15 protein-coding genes are annotated in these 14,404 nt (G+C 71.3%); 7 read left to right on the top strand and 8 right to left on the bottom strand.

Annotated elements, in window-relative coordinates; all coding sequences use genetic code 11:
* Positions 1-113 precede the first annotated feature (113 nt).
* Positions 114-695 (bottom strand): TetR/AcrR family transcriptional regulator, encoded by a 582-nt coding sequence (locus ACH4FX_RS22120; RefSeq protein WP_398481424.1) that lies wholly within the window; start codon positions 693-695, stop codon positions 114-116.
* Between the two features lie 119 nt (positions 696-814).
* Positions 815-1,258: a MerR family transcriptional regulator gene (locus ACH4FX_RS22115; protein WP_398481422.1), complete on the bottom strand. Its 444-nt coding sequence runs from the start codon at positions 1,256-1,258 to the stop codon at positions 815-817.
* A 94-nt stretch (positions 1,259-1,352) separates the two neighbouring features.
* Between ACH4FX_RS22115 and ACH4FX_RS22110 the strand changes: the two genes are divergently transcribed.
* Positions 1,353-3,041 carry an FAD-dependent monooxygenase gene (locus tag ACH4FX_RS22110; protein WP_398481420.1) on the top strand — a complete coding sequence of 563 codons (1,689 nt, stop codon included), beginning with the start codon at positions 1,353-1,355 and terminating at the stop codon, positions 3,039-3,041.
* A 37-nt stretch (positions 3,042-3,078) separates the two neighbouring features.
* Here the strand turns inward: ACH4FX_RS22110 and ACH4FX_RS22105 are convergent, their stop codons facing one another.
* Positions 3,079-3,882, bottom strand: a complete 804-nt coding sequence (locus ACH4FX_RS22105; protein ID WP_398481418.1) for a class I SAM-dependent methyltransferase — start codon at positions 3,880-3,882, stop codon at positions 3,079-3,081.
* A 289-nt stretch (positions 3,883-4,171) separates the two neighbouring features.
* On the opposite strand from ACH4FX_RS22105, the gene ACH4FX_RS22100 reads away from it, so the two are divergent.
* Positions 4,172-4,564, top strand: a complete 393-nt coding sequence (locus ACH4FX_RS22100) for a nuclear transport factor 2 family protein (protein WP_398481416.1) — start codon at positions 4,172-4,174, stop codon at positions 4,562-4,564.
* Between the two features lie 41 nt (positions 4,565-4,605).
* Here ACH4FX_RS22100 and ACH4FX_RS22095 read toward each other — a convergent pair whose 3' ends face one another.
* Complete coding sequence (locus tag ACH4FX_RS22095) at positions 4,606-5,427, bottom strand: helix-turn-helix domain-containing protein (RefSeq protein ID WP_398481414.1); 822 nt, start codon at positions 5,425-5,427, stop codon at positions 4,606-4,608.
* Positions 5,428-5,625: 198 nt separating this feature from the next.
* Between ACH4FX_RS22095 and ACH4FX_RS22090 the strand changes: the two genes are divergently transcribed.
* Together ACH4FX_RS22090 and ACH4FX_RS22085 are read left to right on the top strand one after the other, a co-directional pair.
* Positions 5,626-5,985 (top strand): YciI family protein, encoded by a 360-nt coding sequence (locus tag ACH4FX_RS22090; protein ID WP_398481413.1) that lies wholly within the window; start codon positions 5,626-5,628, stop codon positions 5,983-5,985.
* A 48-nt stretch (positions 5,986-6,033) separates the two neighbouring features.
* Positions 6,034-7,287, top strand: coding sequence for an RNA polymerase sigma factor (locus ACH4FX_RS22085; RefSeq protein ID WP_398481411.1), 1,254 nt, complete (start codon positions 6,034-6,036; stop codon positions 7,285-7,287).
* A gap of 436 nt (positions 7,288-7,723) precedes the next feature.
* Here the strand turns inward: ACH4FX_RS22085 and map are convergent, their stop codons facing one another.
* Positions 7,724-8,506 carry a type I methionyl aminopeptidase gene (gene map / locus ACH4FX_RS22080; RefSeq protein WP_398481409.1) on the bottom strand — a complete coding sequence of 261 codons (783 nt, stop codon included), beginning with the start codon at positions 8,504-8,506 and terminating at the stop codon, positions 7,724-7,726.
* Between the two features lie 65 nt (positions 8,507-8,571).
* Here map and ACH4FX_RS22075 point away from each other — a divergent pair, with 65 nt between their 5' ends.
* A complete protein-coding gene (locus ACH4FX_RS22075) occupies positions 8,572-8,874 on the top strand; it encodes a helix-turn-helix transcriptional regulator (RefSeq protein ID WP_398481407.1) in 303 nt (100 codons plus the stop codon).
* A gap of 59 nt (positions 8,875-8,933) precedes the next feature.
* On the opposite strand, the gene ACH4FX_RS22070 is transcribed toward ACH4FX_RS22075, so the two are convergent.
* Entirely contained in the window at positions 8,934-9,155 is a 222-nt protein-coding gene (locus tag ACH4FX_RS22070) for a hypothetical protein (protein WP_398481405.1), read from the bottom strand.
* Positions 9,156-9,280: 125 nt separating this feature from the next.
* The gene (locus ACH4FX_RS22065) at positions 9,281-9,646 is read right to left on the bottom strand and encodes a hypothetical protein (RefSeq protein WP_398481403.1); all 366 of its coding nucleotides are present in this window, start codon (positions 9,644-9,646) and stop codon (positions 9,281-9,283) included.
* 644 nt (positions 9,647-10,290) lie between these two features.
* Here ACH4FX_RS22065 and ACH4FX_RS22060 point away from each other — a divergent pair.
* Together ACH4FX_RS22060 and ACH4FX_RS22055 are read left to right on the top strand one after the other, a co-directional pair.
* On the top strand, positions 10,291-11,385 hold the full coding sequence (locus ACH4FX_RS22060; protein WP_398481401.1) for an NAD(P)-dependent alcohol dehydrogenase: 1,095 nt from the start codon (positions 10,291-10,293) through the stop codon (positions 11,383-11,385).
* Positions 11,386-11,545: 160 nt separating this feature from the next.
* Positions 11,546-11,929, top strand: a complete 384-nt coding sequence (locus tag ACH4FX_RS22055) for a hypothetical protein (protein ID WP_398481399.1) — start codon at positions 11,546-11,548, stop codon at positions 11,927-11,929.
* Between the two features lie 476 nt (positions 11,930-12,405).
* On the opposite strand, the gene ACH4FX_RS22050 is transcribed toward ACH4FX_RS22055, so the two are convergent.
* A complete protein-coding gene (locus ACH4FX_RS22050; RefSeq protein ID WP_398481644.1) occupies positions 12,406-14,217 on the bottom strand; it encodes an FAD-dependent oxidoreductase in 1,812 nt (603 codons plus the stop codon).
* Positions 14,218-14,404 lie beyond the last annotated feature (187 nt).

The raw sequence follows: 14,404 nt of genomic DNA, 5'->3' as shown, positions 1-14,404 counted from the left end.
GAACGATCGGTCTAGAATGAGGACGCACGAAGGCGCGGACGGAAGCCCCGGACCGCCCTTCGGCCCGGCGCCGCCTGTCGGTCCGGTGACGCTTCCCGTTTCGGCGGCGCCCCTCAGTCCAGCAGGGCCAGCGCCTGTTCCGCCGCGTCGCGGAGGCGCCCCGGTTCCCGGCCCGACTTGCCCATCAGGCGCAGCCCCTGCATCAGCACGAGCAGCATCCGGGCCAGGGCCCGCGGATCCCGGCCGGCGGGCAGCTCGCCCTGGGCCCGCGCCCGCGTCAGCGCCGAGGTCAGTGCCGTCTCCAGCACCGTCCAGCTCGCCTCGACCTGCCGGGCGGCGTGCCGGTCGCGCGCGGCCAGCTCCGCGGCCGTGTTCGTCACGAAGCAGCCGCGCCCCAGCTCGTCGCGGGCGGCCTCCTCCGCGAACCGGGTCACCAGCGCGCGTACGGCGGGCAGCGCGGGCCCCGGCTGCGACAGCTCCTCGATGAGCCCCGGGTCCGAGAGCCGGCTGTAGCGCTCCAGGGCCTTGAGGTAGAGGTCGTGCTTGCCGCCGAAGGTCGCGTAGAGGCTGGCGCGGGCGATGCCGAGGTGGTCGACGAGGTCGGCCATCGACGTCGCCTCGTAACCGCGCTGCCAGAACAGTTCGAGAGCTGCCTGAAGTGCGGCGTCCGGATCAAAAGCCTTGGTCCGTGCCATGAGGGGAACCCTAGGCTTTCGAGACCGACCGGTCAATAATGCGGACCGGTCAACGTGCGGACGGGCCAACGGTACGGACCGGCCGACGTACGGACCGGTCCGTGACGCGAACCGCCCGGTCAGCGGCCCAGCGCCTGCGCCACGTTCCGGTCCAGTTCCGCGCGCAGCAGCGTGCACTCCCGCACCGGATCGCGCGTCGGGCAGGTCAGCAGGTGGGCGAGGCGCTGCCGCGCGGCCTGGAGGTCCGCCATCCGTTCCTCGATGAGCTGGAGGGCTCCGGTCAGCACCGCCCGCCCCGGCGGCCGCCGCACCCCGTCCGGGCCGCGCTCGCCGAGCGCGGCGGCGGTGTCCGCGAGGCTCAGCATGCCGCCGTGGTGCAGGTGCTGGATCAGCGCGAGACGCCGCAGCTCCCGCCGGCCGTAGTGCCGTACGTTGCCCCGGCGCCCGGCGGGCGGCAGCAGCCCCAGTTCGTCGTAATACCGCAGCGTGGCCACCGACAGGCCGAAGCAGCGCGCCACTTCACTGATCGAATGCAGTTCGTCGTCTACGTCGCGGGACGGCACGGACCCATCTTGCGCTCAAGTCGGCTTGAGCGTCCAGGCTGGCCGGACCGGACCCGGCGACGGACCGGACCGGGGGACACGAGGACGGTGTGCTGTGCGCATACGCGATACGAAGACGGAAGCGACGACCGGAACGACGGGCACCGAGGCGGCGGGGGAGCGGCCGGCGGCCGGGCGGCCCCTCCCCGGAGCCGTACCGGTGCTGGTGGCGGGCGGCGGACCGGTCGGCCTGGTCACCGCGATGTTCCTGGCGCGGTGGGGCGTCCCGGCGCTCGTCGTGGACAAGCGGGACCCGCTCACCGGCCCGCCGCGGGCGATGAGCAGCGTCCGCACGCTGGAACTCCTGCGGTCGGCGGGCCTGATGGACGCCGTAGAGGAGACGGGCTGGTACGGGTCCGAGCCGTTCCATGCGGTGTTCAAGGACAGCGCGCTGGGCAGCGCACGGCAACAGGTGGCACCGCCCGAGCCGTACGCACGCTGGCTGCGGACCTGTAGCCCGGTCGACAGCCGGCTGTGGCTCAACCATCTCCAGGTGCAGCGGCTGGCGCTGGACGCGCTGCTGCGGCACGGCGGTGACGCGCGGTTCGGCCTCGGCGTGACCGCCCTCGAACAGCACGCGGACGGCGTACGGGTGCGGCTCGCCGACGCCCGCACCGGCGAGGAGCACACCGTCACCGCGGGCTACGTGATCGGTGCCGACGGCGCGCACAGCACCGTCCGGCGCCTGCTCGGCATCACCGTGCCCGGCCGCGAGGTGGTCGCCCGGCTGCACACCGCCTTCTACCGCGCCGATCTCCCGCCCGGCGCCGACGGCCGGCGCGACCTGATGAGTTTCATACGGAACCCGGCCGTCTACGCGACGGTCTTCTCCATGAACGGCCGTGACCAGTGGGTCTCGCACCTCATGGACTACCCGGGCCGGCCGGACGACACGGACGGCATCGCCCCGCTCCCGGTGGACCGCGCCCTGGCCCTGCTGCGGACCGCCATCGGCGATCCCGGACTGCCCGTCGACCTGGTGACGGTCAACGCCTGGGAGGCGGCCATCGGCGCCGCCTCGGCGTTCCGGAACGGCCGGGTCTTCCTCGCCGGCGACTCCGCGCACGTACAGAGTTCGGCCGGCGGCCTCGGGATGAACACCGGCATCCAGGACGGTCACAACCTCGCCTGGAAACTCGCCGCGGTCCTGCGGGGACAGGCCGCGCAGCGGCTGCTGGACACGTACGAGCCGGAGCGCCGCGCCGCGGTACGCGCCTCGCTCGCCCTCTCCCGCGGCATGCACCAGGGCTACCGGACGCTCGGCGGGTCCGATCCGAACGAGCTGTACGCGCGGGCGGCGCGGGACTACGTGCGGGCGATGATGCGCTACGCGTACCCGTCCGGCGCCGTCGTCCCGCCCGACGGCGCGCCCGCGGCCACCGGCGACGAGGCCGCCGCGGACGTCCTCTCCGACGAGGTGCGCCCGGGCCACCGGCTCCCGCACCGCCCGCTGGAGCCCGCCGAGGACGGCCGTACCTCCACCCACGACCTGGCCGGCGCGGACTGGGCACTGATCGCCGGGCCACAGGGCGCCCCCTGGCTCCCCGCCGCCACGGAGGCGGCCGCCGCCTTCGGCATCACCCTGACCGCGCACCGGGTCCCCGCCGGCACCCTTCCCGGCCTCGCCCACGACGGAGCCGTACTCGTCCGCCCCGACCACTTCGTGGCCTGGCGCGCGGACGGCCTCGCCGCCGACCCCGGCACCGCCGTCAAGAGGACACTGGCGGCCCTGCTCGGCCGGTGACGCTCACGTGGCGGCACTGCCCAGGCCCGTTTGACGCTCACGTGGCGGCACTGCCCAGGCCCGTTCCAGGGCTGCGGCGGAGGCCGGCCCGGAGCCGGAAGACCATGTACGAGGCGTCGTCGGCAACGGCGTTGCCGTCCGGGTCCGTGACCGCCACCGTGCTCAGCCCGGCCGCCGCGGCCAGCTCCTCGAACCCGGCACGGGTGTACCAGTGCAGCAGCCACGGGCGCTCCACCACGGTGGGCGCACCGGCACCGTGCCGTTCGTAGCGCAGCAGGCTGGTCCGGGTCCGCAGGGCCTCGTCGCGCTCCTCGGCGACCAGGGAGAAGCGCAGCTCGGCGCCGTCGTCGGCGACGGCCGTGCGGACCCGGCCGATCTGTTCCGCGGGGGTGGGGTCCGGAATGTGCAGCGGGATCAGCGCGAATCCGCCGTCGGACAGGTGGCGGCGGATGCCGTCGAGGGCCGCTGCCGCGCTGGCGTCGTCCGGCAGCAGATTGAAGGTCGGCCCGGCCAGGAAGACCGCCCGGAACCGGCGCGGCAGGGTGAGTGCTTCCATCCGCTGGTGGTGGAGCGTGACGGCGATTTCCGCCGCGTCGGCCCGGCGGCGGCAGCGCTCCAGCATGTCGGCGGAGGAGTCGACGCCCTCGACGTCCAGGCCGTCGCGGCGCAGGGCGAGCAGCGGGTCACCGTCTCCGCAGCCCAGCTCCAGCGCCGGGGCGCCCGCTTCGCGCACGAAGGCCGCGTAGATCTCCGGGTCCGGGGAGAAGGACTTCAACGGGGCGTAGGAGTCGGCGACGATGCCGGTGTAGAAATCGGCCGGGTCGGTGTACTGCTGGCCCAACTGCCCTCTCCTCACGCGCCGGTACCGGCGGCCGGACCGCCGGTCACCGCGTCATCGGCGCAGGGTAGTGCGCGGATGTCCGGAGCCACCACCGAAATAGGCCGCCCCCTGCCGGCCCGGACTCCACCCATTACCCGGGACGTAATCGACCCGTTCCCCGCCTCCCGGCATCTTTGAGGCACCGGTTCGGCGGGCCGGCGCACTCCGGCCCGCCGACCGGCCCGAACGCGGGGCCGTGACGCACAGCGGGCGCCGCGCCACTCGACGACATGACATGAGGAGTACGGCCATGACCCAGACGGGCACCCGGCAGACCGGCACGGAGCGGTACACGGACGCGGTCGCACGGTACTTCGCGGCGTGGAACGCGGACGGGGACGGGACGGCCGGCGCCGTCGCCGCGGCCTTCACCGAGGACGCCACGTACACCGACCCGCTCGCGGACGTCGCCGGGCACGACGGGCTCGCCGCCGTCATCGCCGGGGTGCACGCCCAGTTCCCCGGCTTCGTGTTCCGGCCGCTGGGCGACCCGGACGGGCACCACGGCCTCGTCCGGTTCGGCTGGGAGCTGGTGGCGCCGGACGGTTCGGCCCCGGTCGCCGGGTCCGACGTCGCCGCCCTCGCCGCGGACGGCCGGATCAGCTCCGTCGCCGGCTTCCTGGACCGGGTGCCCGCCGCCTGAGCGGGCACCGGCACGGGGCGGCGGCCACCCCGGGGGCGGGCCTACGGCAGCCAGGTCCGCAGGTGGTCGGCCGTCTCCCGGTCCGCCGGGAGGAAGGTCTCCAGGGCGAGTTCGGAGACGGTCACGTCCATCGGGGTGTTAAAGGTGGCGATCGTGGAGATGAACGACAGCACCCGGCCGTCGTGTTCGATCACCATCGGCAGCGCGTACGGCGCGTGGCCGCCGTCCCCGGCCGTCGCCCGCCCGCCCTCGGGCAGCGGGTAGCCGCTCACCTCCTCGAACAGCGCTCGCAGCGGCGCGGAGCGCAGCACCGCCAACTGCCGCTGCATCTGCGCGAACAGGTGCTCCCGCCACTCCAGGAAGTTCCGGATACGGGGCGCGAGGCCCGCCGGGTGCAAAGTGATGCGCATGGCGTTCAGCGGCGGTTCCAGCAGCTCACCGCCGACGCCCGCGAGCAGCGCCCGGATGCCGCGGTTCGCGGCGACGACGTGGTACGTACCGTCGACGACCAGCGCCGGGAACGGCTCGTAGCCGGTCAGCAGCCGCTCCATACCGGTGCGCAGCGCGTCCATCGCGGGATCGTCCAGCGGTGTCTCCGGGAAGCCGGGCGCGTAACCGGCCGCGATCAGCAGTGCGTTGCGCTCCCGTACGGGTACGTCGAGGTGCTCGGCCAGCCGCAGCACCATCTCCTGGCTGGGCCGGGCCCGGCCGGTCTCGATGAAGCTGATGTGCCGGGCGGAGGAGTCGGCACGCAGGGCCAGGTCGAGCTGGCTGACGCGGCGCCGCAGCCGCCACTCGCGCAACAGCGCGCCCACGCCCGCCGTTCCGGACGCCGTCTTCGGGGGGACCGCAGCAGTCGTCATGGGCGGAACCGTAGCCGATGCCGTACGCCCGTACGCCTGCACGGATACGGATAGGGTGCGGTGTCCGCGGGCCACGGCGCGACACCGCCGGAAAGAATTCCCGGAAAAAATCCGGCGGGGCTGTCGATCCGGCGGTCTCCCGTTCGACGCAGGGGTGAGAGGCGGGGAAAGTACCCGCCGTACGACCGAGGAGTCACCATGCCGCGCTTCCTGACGCTGATCCGCATCGACGAGCAGAACGTCCCTGAGGGGGGTCCCAGCCCCGAACTCCAGAAGCGCGTGGGCGCGCTGCTGGAGGAGATGACCAAGGCCGGGGTCATGCTGGACAACGCCGGGCTGACCCCGACCTCCCGGGGCACCCGGCTCACCTGGTCGGGCGGCAAGGTCACGTCGACCGACGGCCCCTTCACCGAGACCAAGGAGGTCGTCGGCGGCTACCTGCTCCTCCAGGCCAAGGACAAGGCCGAGGCGCTGGAGTGGGCCGGCCGTTTCCTGCGTGCCCACGAGGAGCACTGGACCGTCACCACCGAGGTTCGCGAGATCAACGAAAACTGCTGACCCGGCCGTGCTTGCCGCTCCCGCGTCCGGCTGTTCTGATGGGTGGCCGTGACGGCAGCACATACGGCGGCAAGCACGACCGACGCGGTCGAGACGGTGTTCAGGATCGAGTCCGCGCGGATCATCGCCGGTGTCACCCGCATCGTGCGGGACGTGGGCATCGCCGAGGAGATCGCGCAGGACGCGCTGGTCGCCGCGTTGGAGCAGTGGCCGGAGTCGGGCGTGCCGGACAAGCCGGGCGCCTGGCTCACGGCCACCGCCAAACACCGCGCGATCGACCTGGTACGCCGCAAGGAGACGTACGCACGCAAGCTGGCCGAGGTCGGACGGGCGCTGGAGGACGTGCCGCCGCCCGAGCCGGCGGACGCCGAGGACATCGACGACGACCTGCTCCGGCTGATCTTCACCGCCTGCCATCCCGTGCTGGCGGCCCCGGCCCGCATCGCGCTCACCCTGCGGCTGCTGGGCGGGCTGACGACGTCGGAGATCGCCCGGGCCTTCCTGGTGCCGGAGGCGACCGTGGCGCAGCGGATTGTCCGCGCCAAGCGGACGCTCGCCAGGGCCCGGGTCCCTTTCGAGGTCCCGTACGGCACCGACCGGTCGGCCCGCCTCTCCTCCGTCCTCGAAGTCATCTACCTGATCTTCAATGAAGGGTACGCCGCGACCGCCGGTGACGACCTGGTGCGCCCGGCCCTGTGCGAGGACGCGCTGCGCCTGGCCCGCGTCCTGGCGAACCTGATGCCCGACGAGCCCGAAGTGCACGGCCTGGCCGCGCTGCTGGAGTTCCAGGCGTCGCGCATCCCCGCCCGTACGGGGCCGGACGGCGAGCCGGTCCTGCTCGCCGACCAGAACCGCGCCCGGTGGAACCGCATGCTCGTCCGCCGGGGCGTGGAAGCCCTGCACCGCGCGGGCCGCGGCCCGTACTCGCTCCAGGCCGCGATAGCCGCCTGCCACGCCGTGGCGCCGCGCTACGAGGACACCGACTGGGCCGCCATCGCGACCCTCTACGACCGGCTGCTGGCGCTGTCCCCGTCCCCGGTGGTGGAGCTGAACCGGGCGGTCGCCGTCTCGATGTCCGAAGGCCCCGCCGCCGCCCTGAAACTGGTGGACGCCCTGACCGCCGAACCCGCCCTGAAGAGCTACCACTTACTGCCGAGCGTCCGCGGCGACCTACTGGAGCGCCTGGGCCGGACCACCGAAGCACGCGAGGAATTCGAGCGGGCGGCGACCTTGACCCACAACGCACGCGAACGCGAACTACTCCTGACAAAGGCGTCCCGCTCCGCCTCCCGACCGCGCTGACCTCTCGCAGTCCGCCACATTCAGCAACCTGCTGTCCGACCTCACCTTCCCCTGGCCACCACCACGGGCCTGCGGCCCGCACGCCACCACGCCCACCACCTCCCCCGACTCGGATACCTCCACCAAGCCGTCGCCCATGCCACCTCCTGCTCCCCCGCCTCCAGCAGCCCGCCGAAGGAACCTGGCCGCCCCGGCCCACCAACGCTGCCTTCTAGCCGTACTGCCGCGGAAGACCGGTGCCGCCCGGAGCTGCCCTTACGTCCTGCTGATGAGGCCATGGAGGACCACGGCTCGACAGCCATCGACAAGATCGACCTGTGCATCAAGGAGACTCTCGCGATGAACGCAACGACGGGCATGTCACGTGCTCCGGAAGGCGCTGCGAGTAACGTGATACGCCTCATCGGAAGGCGAAGAGGGGCGCGAGAGTTTCGCCTTACGGCTGTGACGGCTTCGGCAGCGTGAGGATTTCGGCTCCGTCCTCGGTGATGGCGATCGTGTGCTCGCTGTGTGCCGTCCGGCAGCCCGTCGCGCTCCGGAGCGTCCACCCGTCGGCATCGGTGACAAGTTCGGCGGTGTCCGCCATGACCCACGGCTCCAGTGCCAGCAGCAGTCCGGGGCGCAGTTTGTATCCGCGGCCGGGTCGCCCGGTGTTCGCAACGTGCGGGTCCTGGTGCATCGTCGATCCGATGCCATGGCCTCCGAACTCGGTGTTGATCGGGTACCCGGCCTCGCTGAGGACCGTGCCGATGGCATGGGAGATGTCGCCGATGCGTGCCCCGGGCTTGGCGGCGGCGATCCCCGCGGCCAGCGCGCGTTCGGTCGCGGCGATCATCGCGACGCTCTCCGGGGGCCGCGCGTCGCCCACGATGAAGCTGATGGCGGCGTCCGCGGCGACTCCGGCTTGGGAAACGGCGAGGTCGAGCGTCAGCAGGTCGCCGTCGGCCAGTGTGTAGTCGTACGGCCGCCCGTGGAGTACGGCGTCGTTTACGGCCGTGCAGATGTAGTGGCCGAACGGGCCGCGTCCGAAGGACGGCGCGTAGTCGACGTAGCAGGACTGCGCTCCCGCCTCAACGATCATCTTCTCGGCCCACCGGTCGATCTCCAGCAGGTTCGTGCCGATCGTGCTGCGGCTCTTCAGCGTCTGCAGGATGTCGGCAACCAGGGCGCCGGAGTCTTTCGCCCGGGCCAGCAGGGTGGGGTTCAGGATCTCGATCATGCGGTGTCCTTCTCGCGCTCCAATAACTATACCGGGATGACTATACCGGTACTAGAATCGGGGTCATGGTCAGGTTGCCGCTCACCCCCGAAGAGATCGAACGTGGACAGCGCCTCGGTGTCCTCCTGCGTCTGGCCAGGGGAGAGCGCTCGATGCTCGATGTCGCGCTCGACGCGGGCGTCTCGCCGGAGACGCTTCGGAAGATCGAGTCGGGCCGGGTGGCCACCCCCGCCTTCCCGACCATCGCCGCGATCACCGACGTCCTCGGCCTCTCCCTCGACGAGGTGTGGGCCGAGATCAGCCGGTCCGGCAGTGGCGTGGGACCGGCGAACGCTGATCACCGCCCACGTGAGCGGCTGACCGCGTAAGCCTCCATCCGTCGGGGAGCCGGGGCGGACCGGTGAGATCCTCACCGACCTCCTCGGCGTCAGGTTTCGCGTCGGTGCGCCAGGCCGCCCGTCCGGTGGTGTCCTTGGCGGTGGTGAGCACGGCGTCGGTCAGTTCGAATCAGCTGCTGGGCGGAGTGCGGGCAGGGCACGGCGGCCGCGGCGGTGGCCGGCACATTGGCGTGGGAGACGGCCTTCTCGGCCTTGGCCGGCCCGTGCTCCGCATCCCAGATGCGGGCGGCGATCTCGGCCGGGGAGGGCATGACCGGACGTCTCCGACAAGGTCATCCGGCTACCCGACAGGACCCGTCGGGTAGCCGACAGGGGCACGGCCCCGCATGTCGTGGTGCCCATCGCGGGCAAGGACCTACGGCTCTACCGCAGACACCTACATTCGGCGGATCCACCAGGAGCTGATGCGGTCGTTGGCCTGGGCGCCGACCCAGGGCTCGAAGGAGCCGTCGTCGCCGCACTTGCCGCAGTAGTAGATCGTGTCCCCATAATTCCGGTGGTCGTAGCCCTCCTGTGTGTTGCAGCCGTTGAAGGTACGGAACGAGCTGATGCGGTCGTTCCAGGCGTCGCCGACATAGGCGAACCCGTAGCCTTGGCTGTCACAGGGGCCGGCGTTGCCCCGGATCTGGGTGCTGGCGCCGCCGTAGTTGATGTCCGCGTACCACGTCATCAGCAGCGTGCTGCGCGCGGCGGATTTCGTCAGGACCGGTGCGGTGCCGGTGGTGCAGGTGCGGGAGAGCACCCGCGATGCGCTCTGCCCCGGCCGGAGTTTGTCGATGACGATGACGCAGTGCTCTGCACGGTCCGCATCGGCGGCTTGTGCCGGAGCCGTGAAAGGTATGACGGACAGCCCAACTGCTACGACAGTTGCGGCCGCTCTTCGGCGTGTGGTTGCTTTTCTCATGAGGGCCCTCTTCCGAAGGAGTGTGGGTGGGGCCCAGGATGCGAGACCACCGACGGCCCTGCCAGTCTCATTCCGGCCTGGCGTTCTCCGCCGTCAGCGCGGTCCCGGCTTTCAACGGGGCGTCACCCGTCCGGACACGGCAAAGCCTCGTGCGCGAGGCCGCGGGCGGGGCTGGGGAGCCACTCCAGGCCGCACGTTCGACAAGGCCGGTTGCGGCTACGGGCCGGTGGCCCGACGCGCCAGGACCGGATGCGGTCGGCCGCGTCGTAGTCGTCGGCATGGCTGGCCTCGACGTCTCGGGCAAGGTTCCCGGCGTGCATGAACGTCAAGAACCCCCTGGACAACGGCCACCACTTCTCCTCCATCCTCGAACGTCCCTGAAACGCCCAGCCTCACCCCACGGACACCACACTCCAGGACAGACACCCGCCCAGCCGCCGGGACGGCAACACCGCCCGGCGGACAACACACTAGGAAGACGCATGCGTATACAGGCAGCACTGGTGGAGACCCCCGGCGGCCCCTTCGCCGTCCACGAGGTCGACCTTGAGGAGCCGAAGCCGGACGAGATCCTGGTGCGGATCACCGCCTCAGGCATCTGCCACACCGACCTCAGCATGCGGCAGGTCTGGCCGACGGGGCGTCTGCCCATGGTCTTCGGCCACGAGGGCACCGGTGTCGTCGAGGCAGTGGGACATGCCGTGACCACCGTCGCCCCCGGTGACACCGTGTGCCTCACTTACCGAAGCTGCAGCGTCTGCGAACAGTGTGCGACAGGAGAGCCTGCCTACTGCGAGCATTCGGCTCCCCTGAACGCCGGCGGATCCCGCCCGGACGGCAGCTCCCCCGTCTCGTACACGGACGGCAGCCCGGTCTACAGCGCCTTCTTCGGCCAGTCCGCCTTCGCCTCTCACTGCCTCACCACAGAGAGCAACACCGTCAAAATCCCTGCGGACATACCCGCGGCCGTGGCTGCTCCCCTGGGTTGCAGCGTCCAGACCGGCGTGGGGACGGTACGTACTGTTCTGCGTCCGGCAGCGGGCACCACTCTGGCTGTCTTCGGTGCCGGCAGCGTCGGGCTCAGCGCCGTCATGGCAGCAGCCGCCGAGGACTGCACCGTCATCGCCATCGACCCCGTCGCCTCGCGCCGCGCGCTTGCCCAGGAACTCGGCGCCGCGGCGGCAATCGACCCCACCACCGGAGACGATGTGGCGTCGGCCCTCCGCGATCTCACTGGCGGAGGGCCGCACTGCGCCATGGACACGACTGGCAAGTCGACGGTGGTGTCCCAGGCCATCACAGCCCTGCGCAAGCGTGGCACGCTCGCCCTGGTCGGAATCGGGAAAGCCGAGTTCGACACCATGCCGGTCATGACGAAGGGCATCACGATCCGGGGCGTGACCGAAGGCGACGCCGTACCGGCCCGCACCATTCCGCAACTGATCGACCTCTATCGGAAGGGCCGGCTCCCGCTGGAGAAACTCATCACCGAATTCCGCTTCACCGACATCGAAGCAGCCGCCGAAGCCACACTGCGGAAGAGGGCGGTCAAGGCCGTCCTTACCGAATTTCAGTGAGTGCTTCGCCCTGCTAGAAGGCTCATCTGAGCGATTGTTGCCGCCGCGGAACCAAGGACTGACTCGCCATCCCAATGAACTGGGTTAGACGGTGGTGAGGCCGTTACCCGTCAGCGCCTTGAGCCGGCGGTGTGTGTTCGCGGACTCGGATGGGGACCCCGTGTTCGTTTCGGGTGTAGACACGCCCGCGGTTCTTGGTGACCTTGTGCTGGAGTTCGGCGTGCAGGTCACGGCCGTTCATCTGGGCGAGGGCCGAGGTGTGGAGGGCGATGTCGGCCAGTTCCCCGCCGAGGGCGGCTCGGTTCTTGCGTCAGGCGGTGAAGGCTTCGCCGACTTCGCTGACGAGCAGGGCCACCTCCAATGGCACGTCGGTGGTATTGAACCCCTTCTCGATCTTGTTTCCCAGGTGTGTTTCTGCGCGGATCGGATGTCCACGATTCCTCCGGGGCACGGTGGGGTGCTGGTGCCGCCGGAGCTTGGCGATGGCCTCGGTGCGGGCGCGGGAAATCGGGCACCTGTCATCCGGCCGGGCGGGATCTGGTAGTGGTGTCGATGGTCAGGACGGGCGCGTGGGCGGCGAGTACGAGGGGCGTGTCCATACCCACCCTTCACCGCAGACGGACAGACGCCCGATCGAGACACGGTCGGCTCCACCCGCTGCCTGTCACGGCAGGTGCCACATCGCCTCGGGGTGGCGTTCCTCCTCACCCGTCGCCGGAATCCGGCAGGGCCGAGAGCAGGCAGTGCGTGAGGACACCAGTCAAAGACGCCTCCTCCAGGGGCTGAGCCCAGTCAACCTCTGTACCGGCGAACAAGACCCTGCCGGATCGGACTTTCTGTCTGTGCTTTAGCCGATATGCCCGGGCCCATCGTTTCTGCCGTGTCCAGTGCATCGCACCCGCAGCAGAGGGATGCGGGCGGGCAGGGCCGGGGCCGTGGCGCGGCGGTCGGCGGCGGCGCTGTCTGCGGTGAGCCGGGCCGGCAGGGGGTCAGGGTGCGGTCGGTGTCCTCGGCGGTGTCTCACCCCAAGTCGAAGGCGTTGCGCAGGCCCAGCCGGTGGCGCGTCTCGTCGTGTCGCTTCAGTGCCGCGAACTCCGGGGCGCGGTACAGAGGGGTGACCCGGCACCGCTCGGCACCGGAACCGGCCGCGTCCAGCAGCGCGTTCACGGCCTGCCGCGCGGACGCGTTGGCGCCCTCCATCGTGGCCAGGTCGATGTCCACGGCCACGTAGTCACCGGCGAGGAAGAGATTGGGGATCGCCGTACGGGACGTGGGCCGGTGGAACCAGGAACCGGTCGGGTGGATGAGCAACTGCTCGTCGTTGGTGGGATGCGGCGTGCCGAGCCCGTCGACGGCCGGGTCCAGGAACCAGGAGTGCAGCGTCGCGTCGCGCAGCACGGTCTTGCCGGTGTCGTTGAGGCCGGCCTTCATCTGCGCCCACACCTCCCGCGCGACCTCCTCGCGGGTGCACTGCTTGGCCGTCTTCCCGTACAGGATGCCCGGCTGGTCCCACTCCGAGATGTCCACGGACAGGCAGTCGGCGGCCGACCCGTCCCCGTAGTCGGCCGGGAAGTCGCGGTTTTTCCAGTACTGCGCTTGACCGACGGCGGTCAGCGACCACGGTGAGTCGATGTGGTTGATGTGCCCGTGGATGATGGGCGTCGGCTCGGTCAGGTAGAACTGGATGCCGGTCATCCAGTCCGTCGCCAGCTTGTCGCAGCGCGCCAGTTGGGGGTCGGCGGCCCGGACGGCGGTGTTCCAGGTCGTCCGGGCGTGCTCGACCGGCATCGCCTGGACGAAGTGGTCGGCGACGACCGACTGCCGCGCGCCCTGCGGGTCGGTGACGACCGCCTCCGCGATCCGGCCGCCCGCGAGCCGCAGGTCCCGTACGGACCAGCCGACGCGGAACGTCACGCCCAACGACCGCAGATGCCGCACCCACGGATCGATCCACGCCTCGTTGGTGGGCAGGTTCAGCACCCGGTCGGGCTGCCCGTCCGCGCCCCGGCCCAGCAGGTTGAAGACGAACGCCTCGGCGCAGGTCGCGACGGTCCGGGTGGAGGCGATCTCGGCCTTGGTCGCGACGATGTTGCGGGTCAGGCCGACGGCCAGCAGCCGCTGGTAGTCGGCGGACATCGACGCGGCCCGGACGAACCGCCACCACGGCGTGTGCTCCCAGACGTCCAGCCGGCGCCGGTCGCAGCTGGTCAGGAAGACCAGCAGCCGGTTGGCGAAGTACGCGATCTCGTGGACCGGCAGGCTGGTGGCGGTCTCCAGCAGCCCGGTCAGCATGCGCAGGAACGCGTCGGGGGTCAGCACGGGCGGGGGAGTGCCGACGACGGAGAACGGGATGCGGATGTCCTCCCGGCCGCCGGTGCGCGCGAACAGCACCTCGGTGGAGGCGACGAGGTTGTCGTGGCAGCCGTTGGCGTTGCCGGGGAACGGGATGCGGCGCAGGGTGTCCGGCAGGTTGTGGTAGATGCCGGGGATGAAGCGGAAGCCGTGCTCGCCGGGCAGCGGCTTGCGCCCGCCGCGCGCGCTGCCCGATACGTCCATGCTGCGGGCCTTGCCGCCCAGCCCGCCCGGTTTGCGCTCGTAGACGGTGACTTGGAAGCCGCGTTCGGCCAGTTCGTGAGCGGCGGTCAGACCGGCCACGCCGCCGCCCAGGACGGCCACGGTCCGGCCCGCGGCGCGGCGTCGGCCGCCGCCCGGCGCGGGCGCGGCGACGGCCGCACCACCCGTCCCGAGGGCGAGCGCGCCGCCCACCGCCGCGGCCCGCCCCAGGAACGCCCGCCGCGGGCTTCCGCCACCGTCCGTGCCCTCGTGGTCCATACGGATCAGGTTGCCCACGGTTGCTCCCCACTACGCCAGGTAACGGCCGCCTCGTCAGGCGCAGGAGCATAGGAGCGGCCCGCGTACCCCGGAAGTCCGTGGCGTGGCCGTCCGTACATTGGCGCGAAAGCGTCCTCGGCGTGCCACGCTGGAGCTGCTGGAATCGACGGCAACTGCTGGAATCGAC

Source organism: Streptomyces sp. NPDC018019 (assembly GCF_044327805.1).
Classification (GTDB): domain Bacteria; phylum Actinomycetota; class Actinomycetes; order Streptomycetales; family Streptomycetaceae; genus Streptomyces.
This window is presented reverse-complemented; position numbering and strand designations above follow the sequence as displayed.